This is a genomic window from Micromonospora sp. NPDC005367, assembly GCF_040606825.1.
In the GTDB taxonomy this organism is placed as follows: domain Bacteria; phylum Actinomycetota; class Actinomycetes; order Mycobacteriales; family Micromonosporaceae; genus Micromonospora.
In genome coordinates this window covers 51,812-71,819 of the sequence record NZ_JBEXFP010000031.1, presented here as the reverse complement: position 1 = coordinate 71,819, position 20,008 = coordinate 51,812, and the positions used below count along the sequence as shown (strand labels likewise).

16 protein-coding genes are annotated in these 20,008 nt (G+C 74.2%); 5 read left to right on the top strand and 11 right to left on the bottom strand.

The window, feature by feature from the left end:
• Positions 1-382: M17 family peptidase N-terminal domain-containing protein (locus ABZS42_RS21190; RefSeq protein WP_355147747.1), on the bottom strand; the 382-nt coding region annotated here is incomplete at its 3' end.
• A 163-nt stretch (positions 383-545) separates the two neighbouring features.
• Between ABZS42_RS21190 and gcvT the strand changes: the two genes are divergently transcribed.
• Positions 546-1,685, top strand: coding sequence for a glycine cleavage system aminomethyltransferase GcvT (gene gcvT / locus ABZS42_RS21185; protein WP_355147745.1), 1,140 nt, complete (start codon positions 546-548; stop codon positions 1,683-1,685).
• A gap of 22 nt (positions 1,686-1,707) precedes the next feature.
• On the opposite strand, the gene ABZS42_RS21180 is transcribed toward gcvT, so the two are convergent.
• Positions 1,708-2,472: an antibiotic biosynthesis monooxygenase gene (locus ABZS42_RS21180; protein WP_355147743.1), complete on the bottom strand. Its 765-nt coding sequence runs from the start codon at positions 2,470-2,472 to the stop codon at positions 1,708-1,710.
• A gap of 72 nt (positions 2,473-2,544) precedes the next feature.
• Between ABZS42_RS21180 and ABZS42_RS21175 the strand changes: the two genes are divergently transcribed.
• Positions 2,545-2,901: a helix-turn-helix domain-containing protein gene (locus tag ABZS42_RS21175; protein ID WP_355147741.1), complete on the top strand. Its 357-nt coding sequence runs from the start codon at positions 2,545-2,547 to the stop codon at positions 2,899-2,901.
• Positions 2,902-2,925: 24 nt separating this feature from the next.
• Here the strand turns inward: ABZS42_RS21175 and ABZS42_RS21170 are convergent, their stop codons facing one another.
• The 4 genes from ABZS42_RS21170 to ABZS42_RS21155 all read right to left on the bottom strand — a co-directional run bounded on the left by ABZS42_RS21170 (position 2,926) and on the right by ABZS42_RS21155 (position 9,132).
• Entirely contained in the window at positions 2,926-4,221 is a 1,296-nt protein-coding gene (locus ABZS42_RS21170; RefSeq protein ID WP_355147739.1) for a DUF2314 domain-containing protein, read from the bottom strand.
• Between the two features lie 66 nt (positions 4,222-4,287).
• Positions 4,288-5,061 carry an adenosylcobinamide-GDP ribazoletransferase gene (cobS, locus tag ABZS42_RS21165; RefSeq protein ID WP_355147737.1) on the bottom strand — a complete coding sequence of 258 codons (774 nt, stop codon included), beginning with the start codon at positions 5,059-5,061 and terminating at the stop codon, positions 4,288-4,290.
• Positions 5,051-6,916 (bottom strand): bifunctional adenosylcobinamide kinase/adenosylcobinamide-phosphate guanylyltransferase, encoded by a 1,866-nt coding sequence (locus ABZS42_RS21160; RefSeq protein WP_355147735.1) that lies wholly within the window; start codon positions 6,914-6,916, stop codon positions 5,051-5,053. The genes cobS and ABZS42_RS21160 overlap by 11 nt, the downstream gene beginning before the upstream one ends.
• Positions 6,917-6,966: 50 nt before the next feature.
• Entirely contained in the window at positions 6,967-9,132 is a 2,166-nt protein-coding gene (locus ABZS42_RS21155; protein WP_355147733.1) for a protein kinase, read from the bottom strand.
• Between the two features lie 146 nt (positions 9,133-9,278).
• On the opposite strand from ABZS42_RS21155, the gene ABZS42_RS21150 reads away from it, so the two are divergent.
• Positions 9,279-9,479, top strand: coding sequence for a hypothetical protein (locus ABZS42_RS21150; protein WP_355147731.1), 201 nt, complete (start codon positions 9,279-9,281; stop codon positions 9,477-9,479).
• Complete coding sequence (locus tag ABZS42_RS21145; RefSeq protein ID WP_355147729.1) at positions 9,479-10,276, top strand: site-2 protease family protein; 798 nt, start codon at positions 9,479-9,481, stop codon at positions 10,274-10,276. The genes ABZS42_RS21150 and ABZS42_RS21145 overlap by 1 nt, the downstream gene beginning before the upstream one ends.
• 45 nt (positions 10,277-10,321) lie before the next feature.
• Here ABZS42_RS21145 and ABZS42_RS21140 read toward each other — a convergent pair whose 3' ends face one another.
• Positions 10,322-11,320, bottom strand: coding sequence for an aldo/keto reductase family protein (locus tag ABZS42_RS21140; protein WP_355147727.1), 999 nt, complete (start codon positions 11,318-11,320; stop codon positions 10,322-10,324).
• Positions 11,321-11,563: 243 nt separating this feature from the next.
• On the bottom strand, positions 11,564-12,892 hold the full coding sequence (locus ABZS42_RS21135; RefSeq protein ID WP_355147726.1) for a WG repeat-containing protein: 1,329 nt from the start codon (positions 12,890-12,892) through the stop codon (positions 11,564-11,566).
• Positions 12,893-13,910: 1,018 nt separating this feature from the next.
• On the opposite strand from ABZS42_RS21135, the gene ABZS42_RS21130 reads away from it, so the two are divergent.
• A complete protein-coding gene (locus ABZS42_RS21130) occupies positions 13,911-14,450 on the top strand; it encodes a hypothetical protein (RefSeq protein WP_355147725.1) in 540 nt (179 codons plus the stop codon).
• 2,648 nt (positions 14,451-17,098) lie between these two features.
• Here the strand turns inward: ABZS42_RS21130 and ABZS42_RS21125 are convergent.
• The 3 genes from ABZS42_RS21125 to murA form a co-directional block, all read right to left on the bottom strand.
• Positions 17,099-17,650 carry an XRE family transcriptional regulator gene (locus ABZS42_RS21125; RefSeq protein WP_355147723.1) on the bottom strand — a complete coding sequence of 184 codons (552 nt, stop codon included), beginning with the start codon at positions 17,648-17,650 and terminating at the stop codon, positions 17,099-17,101.
• Between the two features lie 123 nt (positions 17,651-17,773).
• Positions 17,774-18,376, bottom strand: coding sequence for a DUF3043 domain-containing protein (locus tag ABZS42_RS21120; protein WP_355147721.1), 603 nt, complete (start codon positions 18,374-18,376; stop codon positions 17,774-17,776).
• A gap of 74 nt (positions 18,377-18,450) precedes the next feature.
• Positions 18,451-19,806, bottom strand: a complete 1,356-nt coding sequence (gene murA, locus ABZS42_RS21115; RefSeq protein ID WP_355147719.1) for a UDP-N-acetylglucosamine 1-carboxyvinyltransferase — start codon at positions 19,804-19,806, stop codon at positions 18,451-18,453.
• Positions 19,807-20,008: the final 202 nt, after the last annotated feature.

Below are 20,008 nucleotides of genomic sequence, written 5' to 3'. Positions count from 1 at the left end.
CCACCCGGGAGGCGCCGGCGAGGGCGCGTACGACCGAACCGGCGGCCCGGCGCAGGGTCTCCGGGTTCGGCGCGGCGCCGGACGGCTCGGGGCCGAGGCCGACCGCGGCGACCACCGGAGCCGTGATCGTGCCCAGCGTCGCCAGCTTGATCACCTCGCCCGGGCCGCCGGTCGCGCCGAGCAGCGCCAGCGTCTCGGTGAGCTTCCCGTCGAAGGCGGCGGCGATGCTCTCCGCGCCGCTGGCGAGCAGCAGGGTGCCGGCGAGGCCGTTGGTGGCGGCCTGCTCTCCGGTCTGACTGTGCACGCCGATCACGATGGCGTCGACGGCGAGCTCTGCAGGGTCGGTGTCGACCAGGCTGAGGGTGGTACGGGGCGATGTCACTGAGCTACTCCGGGCGGGCCGGGCCGGCCGCGGCGACGCGTACCGGCGGTGAAGGTCTCCGGCGGCGAACCTACCCGCCGGACGTGTGGGTTGTCCCGCCGAGGCGAATCGGTGGGTCCCGCCGATGCTAACCAGCGCGTCCGGCCCCGGTAAGTTGCCACCCATGACCGACGTGACCACCGACGCCGCCGAAACCCGGCTGCGTCGTTCCCCGTTGCACGAGCGGCACACCGCTGCCGGTGCCAAGTTCGCCCCGTTCGGGGGTTGGGAGATGCCCCTGGAGTACGCCGGCGGCGGCGTGCTGCGGGAACACACGGCGGTACGCACGGGAGTGGGCGTCTTCGACGTGTCCCACCTCGGCAAGGCCCGGGTGACGGGGGCGGGCGCGGCGGACTTCGTCAACGCCTGCCTCAGCAACGACCTGGGCCGGATCGGCCCCGGCCGGGCGCAGTACACCCTCTGCTGCGACGACGCCACCGGTGGCGTCGTGGACGACATCATCGCCTACCTGCACGCCGACGATCACGTCTTCCTGATCCCGAACGCCGCGAACACCGCCGAGGTGGTCCGCCGGCTGCGCGCCGCCGCGCCGGCGTCGATCACGGTCACCGACGAGCACGAGGCGTACGCGGTGCTCGCCGTGCAGGGGCCGCGCTCGGCCGAGCTGCTCGACTCGCTGGGTCTGCCCACCGGGCACGACTACATGAGCTTCTCCACCGCCACGTCGGTCGCCGGCGTGCCGGTCGAGCTGACCGTCTGCCGGACCGGCTACACGGGCGAGCTGGGGTACGAGCTGGTCGTGCCGGCCGAGCACGCCACCGCCGTCTGGGACGCCCTCTTCGCCGCCGACGAGTCGTACGACGTGCGTCCCTGCGGGCTCGCCGCCCGCGACACGCTGCGTACCGAGATGGGGTACCCGCTGCACGGTCAGGACCTGTCGCTGGACATCACGCCGGTGCAGGCCCGCTCGGGCTGGGCGGTCGGCTGGGACAAGCCGGCGTTCTGGGGCCGGGACGCCCTGCGCGCGGAGAAGGCGGCCGGTCCCCGTCGTACGCTGCGTGGTCTGGTGGCCGTCGACCGGGCGATCCCGCGTCCCGGCATGACCGTGCACCTCGGTGAGACGACTGTGGGCACGGTCACCAGCGGCACGTTCTCGCCGACCCTTAAGCAGGGCATCGCTCTGGCGCTGCTGGACACGGCGGCGAACCTGGCCGACGGCGACGTGGTCGAGGTGAACATCCGCGGCCGCCGTGCCCAGATGCGGGTGACCCGCCCCCCATTCGTCCAGCCTTCGGTGAAGTAGCCCGTACCCACTGTCGCCCGCGTCAGCCCTGGTAGGGCGGCGCGACACCCCAGCCCCAGCGCGGCACCGGCGCCTGCCGGACCGGGTCCGCGCTGGGCTGCGAGTTCGCGAGGGCCAGCCGGGTCCCCCACTCCAGGTAGCCGACGAAGGCGGCCCGGAACTCCGGATCGTCCGGTAGCTGGACCTCGTCAGCGGCGTCCATCATGAGGTCCAGCCACCGTCGGCGCTGCGCCTCGGTGATGGCCCGGCGTAGGTGATGCCCGAGCATGGCGCGGTAGCCACCGTGCTCGTTCGTGTACGTCGCCGGCCCGCCGAACACCTCGCCGAGCCAGATCGCGACGTTACGGGCATGGTCAGGTGGCATCCCGGCGAACACGGGCGCCAGCAGGTCGTCGGCGCGGACGCGCCGGTAGAACGCCTCGCACAACGTGGTCAGCGCCGTACTGCCGCCGGCCCACTCGTACAGGGTCGGGGGCGCGGCGCCGCCGGCACCGGCGACCTGGGTGACGGTGTAGTGTCGCATCTCCTCGATGTCTCCGACGTACGGCTTGATCTCGGCGAAGAAGGGGCCGAAGTGCGGGCCGGCACGGAACCCGCGCAGGTGGTCCTCGACGGATGTCCAGGAGATGCGCAGGATGTGACACTCCGGCTGCTCCACGCATCGGCTCAGTTCGTAGTCGACGCACTGCGGGGCGGCGGCGAGCGCGGCCGAGGCCCGCTCGTACGCCGACTCGAACTCGTCCCGGCGCTCCGGCGCGACCCGGTACCTGATGTACTCGATGATCATGCCTCAAACCACACCACGGCTCGCGGTTAGTGATCAAGTACGCACTGTTTGGTAAGTACGGGAGGACGCTCGATGAGCAGGCGGTACCACTGCCCGGTGGAGCTGGCCGTTGACGTGATCGGCGGACGGTGGCGGCCCGTCATCCTCGCCCACCTCAAGGAGGGCGTGCACCGCTACGGCGAGCTGCGCCGCCGGATGCCGGACGTGAGCGAGAAGATGCTCGTGCAGCGCCTCCGGGAGCTGGAGGCCGACGGCCTCGTCGCCCGGCACGACCTCGGGACGCGGGTGCCGCACGTGGAGTACCGGCTCACCGAGGAGGGGCGCAGCCTGTCCGGCGTGCTCCAGGCGCTGTACGACTGGGGCGCCGCCCGGGCGGCCCGCACCGGCGTGCGGATCGGGGAACCACCCGGGTCCGGCGCGGCGGAATGATCGTGTCCCGTACGTCCGGCCCGGTCAGCCTTCGGCACGCGGGCGTTCGCCGGCGTCCAGGACGGCCTGGGTCCAGCCACCCTCGATGACGCCGGTGCCGTCCAGCAGCGCCCAGTCGACCACGTCGGAGGCCTCCACCACGACCGGGGAGCCGATCCGTACGGTCGGGTCGGAGGTCGCGTCGCTGGCGCTCACCCCGACGATCCGCTCCGGGGTGTCCCACGAGCTGATGCCGGCCCACACGTACTCGGGGCCGTCCTCGCCCGGCAGGCCGTACTTGACCACCAGCTGCGACTCGTGCGGCAGCTGGCCGGCGACGAACCGGGCACGTACGTCGGCCAGACCCGAGCGGGCGGTGGCGATCGCCTTGCTCATGGCGTCCCCCGGCCGGGCGTAGCGCACGTCCGGCTGGATGCCGGCGAAGAGCGTGGCGCAGGCCGCCGCGTAGTACCGGCCGGCCGGGCCGGAGTGGCCCTCCGGTGGCCTCAGGCTGAGGAACGAGTCCGCGTCCGGGTCGGTCGCCGGGTCGAGTTCGATGCGCAGCAGCACCGGGGCGGTCGCACCGTGCTGTTCCGGATTGCCGTACGCCACCGCGATGTCGTGCCCGGTCACCGTGGCGAGCACCGGGAGCTGCACGAACGCCGGCACCTCCTCGCCGGACAGTCCGTCGGTCCAGTCCCGCAGCAGCCGTCGCGCCGCGCCGGTCATCACCGCGCCCCACGCCCGGGTCAGGTGGTCCGGCACACCCTGCGTCTGCAACTCCAGCAAGCCGAAGCGACGCAGCCCCTTCGTGGTGAACCAGAGCCCCTCGGCGTCGGAGGAGTAGGGCACCAGCACCCAGTCGACCAGCCGGATGCGCCCCTTGTCGTCGGGGAGTGAGTGCAGCGCGGTCGCCGGGTCCAGGAACTGCAACCCGAAGACGTCCACCACGTCACCGCCCACCGAGTCGGCGACCGCCGCCGCCACCGCCCGGGCCGCCCACTCGTGCGCCGGCGGCCAGCCGGGCCGGTACTCGGCCTGCACGACCACGAGGTGGGTGGCCGCGGCGAGCCGGTCCAGTTGCGTCTCGCTGGCGCCGAACGCGGCGAGCAGGTCCGGCGGCAGTTCGGGGAACTCGCCGATCGGGCGGACGTCCACGCTCATCAGCGGACTGTCCAGCATCTGCTTCGCCAGCCCGTGCACCGGCTCGGCGATCCGGCCGGCGAGCGCCGCCACCGCGCTCTTCGTACTGACCTTCGGCAACCCCTCGACGGGTACCAGGTAGGTCGCGCTGAGCGACTCCGGGACCGGTACGGGTAGGAAGTCGTCGGTGATGAGCATTCTCGTCCCCCGGTTGGCGGTGCCGGTGCTGTCGAGCCGAACGCTACCCGGCGTGCCGTGCCGCGTTCAGCCGGACAGCACCAGTCCGAGGTAGACCAGCGTGGTGACGACCTCGACGGTCGCTCCGAGCACGTCGCCAGTGACGCCGCCGAGTCGGCGTACCACGTGGGCCAGCAGCGCCACCGCGACGGCCAGGGCGACCCCGACGGCGAGCGGCCCCTGCCACGGCCGGTCCGGCACCGCGGCGACGGCCACCAGCGCGACGGCGACCACGCCGAGCGCCAGGGCCGGCAGGCCGACCGTGCCGGCGACCAGCGCGCCGAGGCCGTCCGGCCGGGCTGCCGGCACGCCCCGCCGGCAGGCCAGCGTGACGCCGAGCCGGCCGGCCGCTGTCGCGGCGACCACCGCCGCGAGGCACGCCGGCCACGACCGCCCGGCCAGCTCGGCGAGCGTCGCGGCCTGCAGCAGGAGTACGACCACCAGCGCGACCACCCCGAACGGGCCGACGTCCGGCTTCTTCATGATTTCCAGGGCGGCCGGCCCACGCCGGTACGAGCCGAGCGCGTCGACGGTGTCGGCCAGCCCGTCGAGGTGCAGGCCCCGGGTGAGCAGCGCGGCGGCGCCGACCGTCACCCCGGCGGCGACGAGTGGTGGCGCGACCGCGGTCAGGAGCAGCAGCACCCCGGCCAGCAGTGCCCCGAGCAGTGCCCCGACGGCCGGCGCGAGCGACATCGCGGTGCCCGCCACGGCCCGGTCGATCCGGCCGGCGCGCACCGGCAGCGTGGTGAACGTGGTGAGCGCCAGCCGCGCCCCGGCGACGAACCGCCCGTCAGCCGGCACGGCCCGACGGTTCGACCCGTTCCTCGTCCGGCTCGATACTGGTGGGGCCGGGCCCGGCCGGCACCGGCTCGGCGAACTCGGGCGCCGCATGCTCGTCGTCCGGTTCGCCCTCGCCCGCCAGCGACGGGTGCGTGGGCAGCGCGGCGGCCAGCGCCAGCACCGAACGCAGCATCGGCAGCGCGACCAGCGCGTTGGCGCCCTCGCCGAGACCCAGCCGCAGGTCGAGCAGCGCGGTGAGGCCGAGTATGTCCCCCGCCAGCTTCACCGCCGGGTCGCCACCGTGGTCGGCGAGCAGGCACCAGTGCCGGGCCTGCCCGGCCAGGTCCCGGCTGACCAGGCCGGCGGCCAGCCCGACCGGGCCGTCGAGCATCACCGGGATGCGGTGCGCCGTCGCGCCGAGCAGCACGCCGGTGGCGATCGCCACGTCGCCGCCGCCGAGTTCGGCGAGCACGTCCTTGGCGGCCCGGGACGAGTTGCGAGTCCGGTGCATCGCGTCGCGCACCGCCGCGCAGCGCCGCATCCAGGCCGCGTCGTCGATCTCGCCGGTCTCGATGACCACCCGGCCGAGGACGGCCGACGGTTCCGCTCCGGCGGTGGCGGCGAGCACTGCCGCGGCGGTCGCCTCGGTGCCGGCCCCGGTCGCGGCCAGCACCAGCAGCTGCACGCCCGCACCGGCGGCCTCCTCGGCCAGCTGCCAGCCGTAGCGCAGCGCGGACTCGACCTGCTCGCCGGTGAGCGCCGGCCCATCCTCCATCGCGGCGGCGCTCGGGGCGTCCACCACCTGGAGGCTCGCGCCGGCCTCGGCGGCCAGCCGGGCCAGCGCGCCCCGGCCGGTGCGGGCCTGCCCGGCCCGGCGCGCCGACTCGCCGGGCCGGACACCGGCGGCCGCGCCGCCGGCGTGGTCGCCGCTGACCAGCAGCACGCGTACGGACTTCCAGGCGGCCGGAGTCGGGGTGCCCTGGGTGGCGGCGGCGAAGCCGACCAGTTGCTCCAGCACGCCCAGCCCGGCGCCGGGCACGTCGAGGGTGGCGAGCCGTTCGATCGCCTGCGGACCGGCGTTCTCGTCGGGCATCGGCAGTTCCATGCCCGGCTGGATGACCAGATCCGTGTAGCTCATCGGCGGCGCCGTGGCGGGCGTGGCCCAGCCGGCGTCGTTCTCGGCGGGCAACGGCGGCGGGGACGTGGGGTTCACCACGTTCGACAGGTCGACGAGTTCGGGTGTCTGCTCGGCAGCGGCAGCGCCGGCGGGTTTCCTACCGGGGACCCGTACGGCCCCGGTGCCCAGGACCGGCGCGGCGCCGGTGGACGCCGGGCCCTTGAGCCAGGTCGGCTGCCCGGCGATCACCAGCACGACCCCGTCGCAGGCGTCGGCGACGGCCCGGTTCGTGGTGCCCAGCGCGTCGGTGAAGGCCCGGCCGACCGGGGTGGTCGGCACCAGCGACAGCCCGACCTCGGGGCTGACCAGCACCAGCCGCGCAGTGCAGTGACGGATCGCGTCGGCCAGTTCGGTGATCGTCCCGGTGTCGTCCGCGGGTTGGTGCGTCGGATCCAGCAGCACCGCCACCCACCCGCCGAGGTCGTCGACGAGCAGCGTCTCGTGCGGCTCGGCGGAAGCGAGCACGTCGGCGAGCCGACGCGGTTCGTCGGCGGTCTCCTCGGTGGTCCAGCTGCCCGGCCGGCGGGCGCGGTGCGCCGCGAGACGGCCCGCCCACTCGGTGTCCTGCGGGTCCCCCTCGGGTGCGGTGGCCACGTACCGGACCACCGGCGCGTCACCGACCAGGGACTCGGCGAACTCGGACTTGCCGGACCGGATGCCGCCGAGCACCAGGACCGTGTTCCACCCGTCAACCGACATGCCCGTACCTTAAGGCCGTCGGTGGTGTCGTTGCCGCCCGGCCCGGGCGCTCAGTCGCAGTGTTCGAACGGACTCCCGTAGCTGACACCTCCGGTCGACCCGCCCCACCTCACGCACTTCCCGGCGCCGGCAGCCCGTACCGGCCCGGCGTAGTACTGGAACGAGCCGCTGTCGGTCTTGCGCGTCTGCCCCTTCACCTCGAGGTACGCCGACGCCGCCGTCTTCGTGCCGACGGCGGTGTCCTTGAGGGTGACGACGCAGTTGTAGCCGTTGCCCGCGTTGTAGAGCAGGTAGACGCGCCCCCGGCGGCGTCCGCCGCCGTCGGTCAGCGTCGCCGAGTCGATCACCTGGTACCCGGAGCCGCAGGCCTGGACCGCCGTGTACGGGTTGGGCTTCTCGGGCTTGCTGCTGCTCGTGCTCGGCGTCGGGCGGCTGCCGGTGCCGCCGGTCGGCGGGGCGCTCTGCCCGCCGCCGGGGGCTTCGGGAGCGCCGGTCCGACCGGTCGAGTTGGTGCCGGTCGCCCCGGGGCCCGCCGGACGGGTGGCGCTCGGGGTGGTGCCGGGGCTGCGGGCGGGGGCGGTGCCGATGCCGTTCGGCACGGGAGTCCGCTCCGGCGCCTCCGGTGCCGCCGACTCGGCGGCCAGCGCCGGTGGCTGGTCGCTCTTGCCGGGGCCGCCACCGGGACGCAGCGTGATCAGTCCAATCGTCGCGGCCAGCACCACGAACACGGCCGCGCCGGCAGCGATCAGCTTGCCTCGGCGTCCGGTCGATTCGGAACCCAGCGGGTTCTCAAGGGTGTCGGCCGGGGGCGGCTGCGGTACGGGCGTGACGTCGGCCGACCACCCGGCAGGGCCGGGCTGCCCGATGGGCGTCGACATCGGGACCGGGCCGGCGAACCCGCTCGGGAATCCGGCCGGTCCGCTGGGCGGTGCGGCCGGGAACCCGGCCGGCGGGGTCGGGTATCCGCTCGGGCCAGCAGGGGCTTCGTATCCGCTCGGACCCCCGGGAGCCGGGTATCCGCTCGGACTCCCGGAGGTCGGGTAACCGGGTGGGACATCTGCCGGCGGGGCTGGGAACCCGGGCGTGGAGTTGGACGTGGTCGGCCCCGCGGAACCGGCCGGAGGAGCAGCGGCGTACGGGTGCCCGGCGGCCGGGCCGGCGGGTGCCGCGCCGACGATGGTGAGATCCGCCGGCACGGGATACGCGGGGCCGACCGGCGTGGGCTGTGCGGGGCTGACCGGGGCAGGCGGCGCAGGCGTACCGCCGGCAGCGGCCGGTGCGGTCGGCAGCGGCGGCTGGGAGAGGTCGGCCGGTGCGGGTGGCGGGGTAAGGGTCGCGCCGGTCGACGCCCACGGCGGACGGGCGGAGTGCGGGCCGGTGGCCAGGACGGCGCGGCGCGCCTCGGTGGCCGCCCGGGCCATTTCGGCGGCGCTGCCGAACCGGTCGGCCGGGCGTTTCGCCATCGCCCGGGCCACCAGTTCGATGACCGCGGGTGGGGTGCCCGGCGGCAGGGGGGCCGGCTCGTCCTGCTGGTGGCGCAGCGCCACCTCGAGCGGGTTCTCACCGACGAACGGGGGCCGCCCCGCGAGGCAGAGGTACGCCACGGCGCCGAGCGCGTACACGTCGCTGGCGGCGGAGACCGGCTGGCCGGTGCCCTGCTCGGGCGACATGTAGAGCGCGGTGCCGAGCACGATGTTGGCCGCGGTGAGCCCGGTCAGGGCCGGCGAGCGGGCGATGCCGAAGTCCACCAGCACCACGCGACCGTCGGGCCTGACCAGCAGGTTGGCCGGCTTCACGTCGCGATGGACGATCCCGGCGACGTGAGCCCCGTGCAGGGCGTCCGCCGCCTGCGCCACCACCGACATGGTGGACGCGGCGTCCAGCCGGCCGGCCCGGCCGATCCAGTGGCCCAGCGGCTCACCCTCGACGTACTCCATGACCAGGTACTCGACCGGGGTCCCGTCGGCGAGCGTGGCCTGACCGACATCGTGCACCGCGACCACCCCCGGGTGACGCAGAGCGGCCAGCATCTGCGCCTCGGCCCGGAACCGGGTGGCGAATTCCGGGTCGGCGACCAGGGTCGGCAGCAGCACCTTGACGGCGACCTGGCGTTCCAGCAGCAGGTCCGTGCACCGCCAGACCGCACCCATCCCGCCCGTCGCCACCCGTTCGCTCAGCCGGTACCGATCGCTGAGCACCACTCCCTCAGTCAGCACCGGGTCACCGTACCGGCCGGCGCGGACACCGTTATCGACGCCCGTGCGACCGCACGACGGGCGAGCGAGCGGCCGTCGCGCGCCAGGGCGACTACGCTTGCGAGGGTTCGTCCCATGGGGACCACAGCGGCGAGGGGAGACGCGGCATGGCGTGGAGCTGGCGGTACGAGGGCACGGACGGCCAGCCGGTGCAAGGCCCGGTGGAGTCGTTCGGCAGTCAGGCCGACGCCGAGTCCTGGATCGGTCAGGTCTGGCGCGAGCTCGCGTCGTCCGGCGTCACCTCGGTCGCGCTCGTCGACGACGACCGGGTCGAGTACCGGATGAGCCTGCTGCCCGCAGCCGAGTGATGGCCGATCAGCGCCACGGCGGGGAGTCGCTGATACTCGGCGTGCCGCGGGCGGCGTTCCGGCCGAGTCCCATCTTCGTCGCCCTGGTGGCGCTCTTCGTGACCACCGGGGTGCTCGCCTGGAACGAGGTCGGCAACATCCGGCTGGACGTCTTCGGGTTCGTGGTCTCCGGTTGGCTGGTGTCGCTCTGCCTGCACGAGTACGCGCACGCGATCGTCGCCTTCCGGGCGGGCGACCGGAGCGTCGCGCACCGCGGCTACCTGACGCTGAACCCGCTGAAGTACAGCCACCCGTTGCTGTCCATCGCGTTGCCGGTGCTGGTGGTGCTGCTCGGCGGCATCGGGCTGCCGGGCGGGGCGGTCTGGGTGGACCGGCACGCCATTCCGGGACGGCTGCGGCACACGCTGGTCAGTCTCGCCGGACCGGCCACCAACGTGGTGTTCACGCTGGTGCTCGTGCTGGTGTTGCGGGTCGGCACCGGCGCCGGCGGCTCGGTCGAGTTCTGGGCCGGGGTGGCGCTGTTGACGTTCCTCCAGCTCACGGCGAGCGCGCTCAACCTGCTGCCGGTGCCCGGGCTGGACGGCGGCAACATGATCCAGCCCTGGCTGAACCGGCAGTGGCGCCGGATGTACGACCTCTTCGCGCCGTACGGATTCATCCTGCTGTTCGCACTGCTGTGGAACCCGCGGATCAGCGGCTGGTTCTTCGACGTGGTCTTCACCGTCGGCGAGGTACTCGGCCTGCCGTCCTGGCTCTACGCCGCCGGGCTCGACCTGATCCGCTTCTGGCAGGGCTGACGGGCCGGTCCGGCCGGGCTGACGCGCCGGCCGGACCGGACGGCGTCACGGGCGCTGCGCCGGGCTCACGGTCTTGGCCGGGTCACGCTCGGTGATCGGGTCGACGATCTCGTCGATCTTCTTGAGCAGTTCGGCGTCGAGCTTCACGCCGGCCGCCTTGACGTTGTCGTACACCTGCTCGGGGCGGGACGCGCCGATGATGGCCGACGAGACGTTCGGGTTCTGCAACACCCACGCGATGGCGAGCTGGGCCATGGTGAGCCCGGCCTGCTCGGCCAGCGGCCGGAGCTGCTGCACCCGGGTCAGCACCGCGTCGTTGAGGAACCGGGCGATGGTGTTCGCACCCGACTTCTCGTCGGTGGCCCGGGAGCCGGCCGGCGGCGGCTGACCCGGCAGGTACTTACCGGTGAGCACGCCCTGCGCCATCGGCGACCAGACGATCTGGCCGACGCCCAGCTCCTCGCTGGTGGGTACGACCTCGCCCTCGATGACCCGCCACAGCATCGAGTACTGCGGCTGGTTGGAGATCAGCGAGATCTTCAGCTCACGGGCGAGCTCGTGGGCCTCGCGGATCTGGGACGCCTTCCACTCGGAGACGCCGATGTAGTGCGCCTTGCCGGAGTGCACGACGTCGGCGAAGGCCTCCATCGTCTCCTCCAGCGGCGTGCTGTAGTCGTACCGGTGGGCCTGGTAGAGGTCCACGTAGTCGGTCTGCAGCCGGCGCAGCGAGCCGTTGATCGACTCCATGATGTGCTTGCGGGACAGGCCCCGGTCGTTGCGGCCCGGCCCGGTCGGCCAGTAGACCTTGGTGAAGACTTCGATGCCCTCGCGCCGCTCACCCTTCAGGGCGCGGCCGAGCACCTCCTCGGCCTTCGTGCCGGCGTACACGTCGGCGGTGTCGAAGGTGGTGATGCCGGCGTCGAGCGCGGCCCGCACGCAGGCGAGGGCGGCGTCCTCCTCGACCTGCGAGCCGTGGGTGATCCAGTTGCCGTACGAGATCTCGCTGACCAGAAGGCCCGAGCGGCCCAGGTGACGGAATTCCATGACCCGACCCTAACCCTGATCTTCGGTTGCCTTCGCCCCGCCGTCCTCCGGTGTGTGTCGTCCCTCGTCCGCGCGGGTCCGTCCCGCCGCCGTGCCTCCACAGCGCGGAATGGTCAACTCGACCTCCATAAAGTCGGGGCGTCCACGCGTCGGGACACCCCGACATCAAGGAACGCGAGTCGATCAACCGCGCTGAGTCGCGGCGAACTGCTCGGGCGGTCGCCGAGCCGTCGCCGGCCGCCCCTAGAGCACCGGGTTGGTGTCGGCGAGCAGACGCTCGATCTCGTCGAGCACGTCCTCCGGTGTGCGGTGAACCGGGTCTATCAGCGGATTCCCGCGCCGATCGAGCGCGCCCCACCGTCCGGTGCCCGTACCCACCAGGAAGGCGACCGGATGCACGACCAGCGCCGGGTGCACCGGCTGCACGATCATGTTGCCGGTGTGGTCCACCACACCGTGCCGGCCGGCCAGCTCGATCACGGCCAGCCCCTCGTCGGTGAAGCCGTCGATGACCCGACCGTCGGCCATGGCCGTGCGGAAACCGTGGTACCTCGTCGGCACGACGATCTGGCCGGACCGGTCGACCGCGCCCCAACCGTCCCGGCGGACCGCGGCCACGCCCCGGCGGAACGGCCGTACGTCGGCGAAGCCGGGCGGGACGACCACGTCGCCGGTCGGGTCGATGGCCAGCCAGCCTTCGGCGGCGTTCCGGACCACCCAGGCCAGCCCGTCGGAGAACGGACGGGCCGCGAGGTACGAGGGCTGGATCACCGTGGTACCGGTGAGTGCGATCAGCGACCAGCGGTCGGTGTCCGGTCGGCGCACCCAGGCCAGCCCCTCGCGGAACTGCTGGGTCTCGGCGTACCGGGCCGGGATGACCAGATCGCCCTCCGGGTCGGTGTAGCCCCACAGCGCGCCGTCGCGCGCGGGCACCGGGGGTTGGATCCGCTCCAGGACCTCGTCGCGGCTACGCGGGTACGGCCCGAATCCCTCCGCGGCCCGCTCGGCGATCGCGTCGAGCGCCACCCGGACCCGGGCCAGCAGCTCGGCATCCCCGGCGCCGCGCAGGTCGAGCGCCCACTCGAAGTGCTGGCAGGCCTCCATGAACCGGCCCTGGTCGACGCAGGATCGTCCGGCGTGTTCGTGCAGCGCGGCGCGCAGCCGGTCCGGCAACTCGGGCGAGGTGGCTCGGGCGAACAGCTGGTCCGCCTCCACGAACTCGCCGCGCCAGCGGAGCACCTGCCCCAGCCGGGCCTGCGCGAGCGCGATCCGGCGCAGCTCGCCGGTCGCCTCCGCGTACGTGAGGGCGAGCCGCGCGTCGGCGAGGGCGTCGCCGAGCTCTCCGAGGACGCGGGAGACCACGGCACGGAGGCTGAGCAGCCGGGCGCGGGCCCGGTTGTCGACGGCCGTACCCAGCTTCTCGGTGAGCCGCCGTCGGATGATCCGCAGCTCCTCGGGGTCGTCCACGACCTCCCGGAGCGTCACCGGGTCGATCTGCCAGCGGTAGCTCGCCAACACCTGCTCGGGGTCGCCCTGCTCGGCGGCCGTCGGCGCGGCGGGCGGCGCGGACACGGACGACGCCGGTGGCGCGGAGACCGGTTCGGCGGGCTGCCCGGGCTCCGGGCCGGTCGGGGGCGCGGCGTCGGTGGCGGTGGGTGGCGCGGAGGCCGCCGCGGTCGAAGTAACGGTGGGTGGCGCGGAGATCGGTCCGGCCGGAAGTGCGGTGCATGGCGTCGAGGACGGCTCCGCCGGTGGCGCGGCGGGCGGGGTGTTCGACCGACCGGATTCCGGCTCGGACGTGACAGTGGCGGTCGAGTGCGGCGGGACGGATCCGGGTGGCGCGGAAACCGGACGCGCCGGAGCGGCGGACACCGGCGTAGTGGCGGAGCCGGGCTGCGGCATGGGGCTGGGCGCGACCGGCGGCGCGGAAACCGGTGCCGCGACGGGCTGCGCCGGCGGTGTCATCACCCGATCGGGCGCGGGCCCGTCCGGACCCGGCATTGTCGCGTCGACCGCCACCGGGTCGGACGAATCGGCGGGCGGGACGGCCGGAGCGGTCGGAGGCGTCTCGTCCAGCCCGCCGGACGCGGCCTCCGCCGTGTCCGCGCCGGCTGGTGTGCCCGCGGATGGAGCCGGTGTTGAGGAGTCCGGCTCTGCCGGTGATGCGAAGGTCGGGCGCGGGGTGGTTGTCGTGGCGGGAAGGCCCTCGGCGGTCCCCGTCCCGGTCGGCTCCGGCACGGCGGGCACCTGCACGGCCGGTTTCGGCACGGCCGGCACCTGCACGGCCGGACCGGGTACGGGCGGAGCCGCGACGGCCTGCGCTGGTCCTGGCGGCGTGGGGACCGGACCCGCCGGGACGGGCTGCCCCAAGGCCGGCGGCGCTGGGACCGGCTGCTCCGAGCCCGGCGGCGCTGGGGCCGGCGGCGCTGAGACCGGCGGCGCCGGGTCGGGGACCGCTGCCGCGAGGTCAGCGGGGAACGACGAGGTCGAGCTGTGCTCGTCCGGTGCGGACGCGGCGACGGTGCCGGACTCGTCGGATACCGGCGACCGGGTTGGCTCGCGTTCGGTACCCGGCGACGCGCCCGCCGGTGTGTCCGGCACTGACGCGACGTCGTCCGCCGGGTACGCCGACCGGTCGAGGCCGGCAGGTGGAGCGGATACCGGTGCGGGATGCGGGTCCGGCCGGGCCGGGGCGGCCGGCGCCGCCGCGTCGATCGGTTCGGCGGCCAGGACACGCGGCTCGTCGATCATCTCCGGGGCGGGCGGGTTCACCGAAGCGTCGATCATCCCGACGGCCGGTGGGTTCACCGGCTCGTCGGGCACGCTGGTCGGCGGGTTCACCGGAGCGTCGACGGACGCGGTTGCCGGAGGCTTCGGGTCGGACGTCGACGTCTCGACACGACCGACCGCCGACGGGGCCACGGACTCGTCGGCCGATGGCTCGGGTGTGGCGGGCAGCTCCGCTGCGGCCGGCGGGCGCGGTGCGGATGTCGGCGGATCCACCGGCCGCGTCACCGTCGGTGGCGTCTGGGCCTCGGCCGGTGCGGCCGGCGGCTGCGGAGTGGGTGGGTTGTGGACCGGCTTCGGAGTCGAGGAGGCGTACTCGCCGCTGGTCGGCCGGTCCGGCTGAACCGTCGTCCGGTCCTCGGTGTGACCGGATGTCGGGGTCGGCTGCGTGGTGGCCTGTTCCGACCGACCGGTGGCCGGCGTCGACCCGGGTTCGTTGGGCGTCGGGCGGGCCGGGCGGAACCAGGCGTCCGAACCCCCGGTGGGCTCGGGCTCCGGCCGGTAGGCGGGCGCACCCGACGGGGGCGGTGGGACGTACACCCGTGGCGCGCCGGGTGCCGGCGGGGCGGCCGGCGCCGCTGGGTCCGCGGCCCTCCCGGCGGCGCGTTCGTTCTCGGCCGGTCGGTGCTCGTCCGGCGCGACGGGGTACGTGTGAACGCGTTCGACGCCCGGACGGCCCCGGTCCGGCGGTTGTTCGCCGGGCGTGCCCCGATCCGGAGTGGACGGCGGCTCCGGGGTGGGGCGGAACTCGGGTCGCACACCGCTCCCCGGCGGACCGGAGACCGGCCTGCGGTGCGCGGTCGAACCGGACGCCGGCATCCCTGAGGCGTGGCTCGGAGGCGCGGGGGAGACCGGTCGCGCCGATGCGGGGGAGACGGGTGCGGGGGAGACCGGTCGCGCTGGTGCGGGGGACACGGGTGTCCCCGGGACGTGGCCTGCCGATGCGGGGGAGACGGGTGCGGGCGAGACCGGTCGCGCCGGTGCGGGGGACACGGGTGTCCCCGGGACGTGGCCCGCCGATGCGGGAGAGACGGGCGCGGGGGAGACCGGGCGAGCCGGCGCGGGTGAGATCGGTCGGTCGGGCACGCCGGGCCGTGCGGGAGCCGGGTGCGCCGGTGGGGCCGGGGGCGCCGGCGGGTACGGCCCGCTGGCCGGCGCGGGTCCCGTGGGTCGGCCGCCCGTCGGGGCGGGCGAGACGGGCGGGCCGGACATCGGCACGTCCCGGGTGGCGGCGGCCGGAGGGTAGGGCCGGCCGGTCGGGCGCTGCGTGTCGTCGAACCGGGGCGGCATCTCCTGCCGTCCGGCGCCGCGAGGCGGTACCTCGGGCTCGACCGGCCGCCGTGGCTCCGGTCGCGGTTCGCCGCGCTGTCCCGGGTCCCGACCGGGGCGCGCAGGTCCCGGCGGCCAGGACGCGGCTCGTGCCTCGTGCTCCGGTCGCGGCCACCCTTCGCGGTGCGCCTCCGGCCGGACCTCCTCGCGCGCACGCCGGTCGGCGTACGGATCGGTGTAGCCGGCCGCCTCGCGGGGCCGCCCGCGCCGGTCCGGCTCGGGGCGCGGATTCCCGCCACGGTCGTACGCACGGTCGTCCTCGTGATGCGGGCGACCGTGCCGCTCCGGCTCGGGGCGGCGGAGGTGTTCGTCGTCGTTGCGGGGTCGCGCGGCGGGGTGCTGCGGCCCGTCCTCGTAGCGTGGCCCGTCCGGGTAGCGTGGCCGGTCGTCGCGGCGCGGGCCGCGTGCGTCGTCGGGGTGCCGGGTGTGGTCCGGGTGGCGTGGCCGGTCCATGTGGCCGGGCGGCTCGTGCCGGAGGTCGTCCGGACGGCGGTCCCGCTCCGGGGCGTGACCCCACGGGTAGCGTGTACGGCCGCCGGCCGGCGGGCGTCCCTCGTGGCCGGTGGACGGCCGCCCGCCGTCGTATCGGCGGGATGGCCCCTCGTCCGGCTCGGGCATCCAACCCGGGTGGGGTGAGCGGGGCGCGGGGGACACCGGAGGGGCGGGCGGATACCCCGAGTTGCGTTCGGCCCGGGGCGGGCGGACATCCGGCGCCGGTCCTCGCTCCCAGGTGTTCTCCCGAGTGCCGCGATCCTCGCCGCGCGAGCGGCGGTCCGCCCAATCGGTCCGGCCGTCCGGGTCGCTGCGGCGCGTCGGTGGTCGATCGTCGGGCCAGGCCGGTTCGGCGCGCGGCGCGCGGTACGGCTCGTCGTCGTACCGGCGTGTGTCGGCGCGGTCCGGCCGGCGGTCCCAGCCGTGCGGCTCCTCGTCGGGAGTCGGCTCGTCTTCCCAGGACCGGCCCACGTACGTGCCGTCCGGCCGGGTCGGGGCGAGCGGCGGCACGTCGGCGCGGCCGACCACGGCGGCCCGGCCGCGGGGTGGCGGGGTGTACCGCGCGCCGATGTCGCCGGGGTAACGCTGACCGGGGAACTGCGCGTGCCACTCGTGGGTGGGTTCGACCATCCAGGACGGTTCGGCCGGGTCCTGCCACCGGTCCGCGTACCGGCTGCTCATCCGGCGTGCCTGTCGCCTCGCCCGGGGTGCGTGCCGGTGCCCGTGCGACGCCGTCCGGCCAGGGCCGCGACACGGTGACCGCCGGACGCCGGGCCGCCGAGGACCGCGCTCCGGTGGCCGGCTCGCGTCCGCTCGCTCACGGCGTTGTCACCTCGTTGCCAATTGTCGCGCTGGGCACCCGACCCGCCGGCGGAGTTCGCCGTTCCGGCAGGGTGTGGCTGCGGATGGAGGGTAGCGGCGTGGGCTCGCCCATCGCCACTGTGGCACCGTTCACCACCTCAAACGTTATCCTACTGTTCCGGACATTTTGGGCGATAGCCGCATCCGGCCTCCGACGATACTCCACCTACCGGTGAGTGGGTCTGAGCGGGATCGTCCACCACTGTGGATATCGCTGGTTCCGCGTCTTCTGCGGACACCCGCACGCCGGCGGCGGCCGGAGCGCGAGTTCCGGGCCGACCCGGCGGGCGGGGCCGGCCGGGCGTCGCGTCAGGGGTGCTCCAGCATCAGCACCGCGAAGGTGCCCTGCGCCAGCGACTCGTACTGGTGCGGGGTGTCCGCCGGGAACGCCGCGTAGTCACCGGGGCCCAACTCGACCAGCTCCGACTCGGGGCCGACCCGCAGCCGCCCGGCCGCCACCACGACGTGCTCCACGCTGCGCGGGGTGTGCGCCTCCGCTCTGCCCACCGCACCGGGCTCCAGTCGGACGAGGTAGAGGTCGCGGCGTACCTCGGCCGAGCCGGCGCTGAGCAGGGCCCCGGCGAAGTCCGCGTGCTCGGAGCGGATCCGGGGACCCTGGCCGGACGGAATCACACGTACCTCGTGCTGCTGCGTCTCGACCAGCCGGGCGAGCGGTACGCCGAGCGCGTCCGCGAGCGCCCAGAGCGTACTCACGTCCGGGTTGCCGTCCGCCGTCTCGAGGTGGGCGAGGGTGGACTCGGAGAGCTCGGCCCGGCGGGCCAGATCGGCCAGCGACAGGCCGGCCCGCTCCCGTTCCCGGCGCAGCGCGGCGGCGATGTCGGCCAGCGGGGGAGCGGGCATGGGTCACTCCGTTGATCTCGATAGCGCATTACACATGGTGAACCATGCGTACGCTACCGCGAACGGAGGGTGATCGGACGCCGCTCGGTCCCGCGCCACCGCACCCGGCGACGACGCGCTGGGTCAGACCCGATCGCCGATGTTGACCTGCGGCTGCGGCGTCCGCATCCGGCGGAACGTGATCGACCGCATGATCGCGTACAGGTAGAGCGAGCCCATGCGCTGGCCGGTGTCGGGGTAGCGCTCGCGGACCAGCTTGCCGATCTTGCGCGAGATGAGGATCGAGTCGACCACCAGGCCGAGTGCCAGCACACCCCAGAGCAGGTTGGAGATCAGCCGAACCAACGGCGGCATCGCGGCGTTCGATCCGAGCAGCACGATCAACGCGCCGCCGAAGAACCAGGTGCCGATGTTGCGCCGGGAGTCGACCACGTTGCGGGCCAGCAGCCGCTCAGGGCCCCGGTCGCGGGGACCGCCCTCGCGGCGGAACTCCGCAGCCGACTCGGCGCGCAGCTCCCGGCGACGCTCCCGGGCCTCCTCCTTGGTGAGGGGCTTGGTGGGGGCGCCGCCCGGGCGCCGGCCCACACTCGGCCGCTTCGGCGTCTCGCGCCCCTTGGCGGGCGTGTAGCCGCGCGGGCGGGCGGACTCGGACTCCTCGTCGGGGGTCACCGAGGTGACGGCCTCGTCGGCGAGGTCGGTGGGCTTGCGGCGAAACAGCGACGGCACGGGGAAAGGGTAGCCAAACGACGGCGCCCGGTGCACATCGCGGTGCACCGGGCGCGAACTTGAGGTTCCAGACGTTACGGACGCTCGGCGTGAGCGCCCAGGTCGGCGAGCTTCGCCTCGAAGTCCTCGTAGCCGCGGTTGATCAGGTCGACGCCGTACACCCGGGAGGTGCCCTCGGCGGCCAGCGCCGCGATCAGGTGGCTGAACCCGGCCCGCAGGTCCGGGATGACCAGGTCGGCCGCGTGCAGCTTGCTCGGACCGGCGATGACCGCCGAATGCTTGAAGTTGCGCCGACCGAAGCGGCACGGGGTGCCGCCGAGGCAGTCGCGGTAGACCTGGATGTTGGCGCCCATCGAGTTCAGCGCCTCGGTGTAGCCCAGCCGCTGCTCGTAGACCGTCTCGTGGACGATCGACAGCCCGCGGGCCTGGGTGAGCGCCACCACCAGCGGCTGCTGCCAGTCGGTCATGAAGCCGGGGTGCACGTCGGTCTCCAGCGCGACCGACTTCAGCTCCCCGCCCGGGTGCCAGAACCGGATGCCGCCCTCCTGGCCCGGCCGGCCGTTGCGCGGCGGCCGCAGGTCGGTCACCTCGTACTCGCCGCCGACGGACCGGAAGATGTTGAGGAAGGTCATCATGTCGGCCTGCTGGGCGCCCAGCACCTCGACGTGACCTCGGGTGGCCAGCGCCGCGGCCGCCCAGCTCGCGGCCTCGATCCGGTCCGGGATCGGCCGGTGGGTGTAGCCGTGCAGCTTCGGTACACCCTGGATCTCGATCACCCGGTCGGTGTGCACCTTGATGATCGCGCCCATCTTCTGCAGGACGCAGATCAGGTCGAGGATCTCCGGCTCCACCGCCGCGTTGCGCAGCTCGGTGACGCCCTCGGCCATCACCGCGGTGAGCAGCACCTGCTCGGTCGCGCCCACGCTCGGGTACGGCAGCGAGAACTTGGTGCCACGCAGGCCGTTCGGCGCGGAGAGGTGCAGGCCCTCCGGCCGCTTGTCGACCGTGGCGCCGAACTCGCGCAGCGCCTGGAGGTGGAAGTCGATCGGGCGCGGCCCGATGTGGCAACCACCGAGGTCCGGAATGAAGGCGTGCCCGAGCCGGTGCAGCAGCGGCCCGCAGAACAGAATCGGGATACGGCTCGAGCCGGCGTGCACGTTGATCTGGTCGGTGCTGGCGCTCTCGACGTTGGCGGGGTCGAAGACGAGCTCGCCCTCGTCCTTGCCGTCGGTCACCTTGACCCCGTGCAACCCGAGCAGGCCCCGGACCACCTCGACGTCGCGGATCTTCGGCACGTCGAACAGCCGGCTCGGGGTGTCACCGAGCAGCGCGGCGACCATCGCCTTGGAGACCAGGTTCTTCGCGCCGCGCACGCGGATCCGCCCTTCAAGCGGAGTGCCTCCGTGCACGACCAGGACGTCGTCGGTCAACGCAACCTCCAGCGCGTCGGTGCTGCCGTGTTGATGGTGGGGCGAACGATGTTCACCGCTACCCCGGATGCGGTCATGTCAAAACGGACCGCCTGCGTCGTTGCTCCGGCAGCATAGTCCTCGGTGGCGAGAATGGAACCGGTCACACCACCCGCAGAGTGTTAAACCGGTGATCCCGCACTAATGGGTATCAACGACGCTA

Bases quoted from the DNA above. Each gene is read 5' to 3' on its own strand.
- gcvT (WP_355147745.1), top strand. From the start codon at position 546: ATGACCGACGTGACCACCGACGCCGCCGAAACCCGGCTGCGTCGTTCC.
- ABZS42_RS21180 (WP_355147743.1), bottom strand. From the start codon at position 2,472: ATGATCATCGAGTACATCAGGTACCGGGTCGCGCCGGAGCGCCGGGAC.
- ABZS42_RS21175 (WP_355147741.1), top strand. From the start codon at position 2,545: ATGAGCAGGCGGTACCACTGCCCGGTGGAGCTGGCCGTTGACGTGATC.
- ABZS42_RS21170 (WP_355147739.1), bottom strand. From the start codon at position 4,221: ATGCTCATCACCGACGACTTCCTACCCGTACCGGTCCCGGAGTCGCTC.
- ABZS42_RS21160 (WP_355147735.1), bottom strand. From the start codon at position 6,916: ATGTCGGTTGACGGGTGGAACACGGTCCTGGTGCTCGGCGGCATCCGG.
- ABZS42_RS21150 (WP_355147731.1), top strand. From the start codon at position 9,279: ATGGCGTGGAGCTGGCGGTACGAGGGCACGGACGGCCAGCCGGTGCAA.
- ABZS42_RS21145 (WP_355147729.1), top strand. From the start codon at position 9,479: ATGGCCGATCAGCGCCACGGCGGGGAGTCGCTGATACTCGGCGTGCCG.
- ABZS42_RS21140 (WP_355147727.1), bottom strand. From the start codon at position 11,320: ATGGAATTCCGTCACCTGGGCCGCTCGGGCCTTCTGGTCAGCGAGATC.
- ABZS42_RS21125 (WP_355147723.1), bottom strand. From the start codon at position 17,650: ATGCCCGCTCCCCCGCTGGCCGACATCGCCGCCGCGCTGCGCCGGGAA.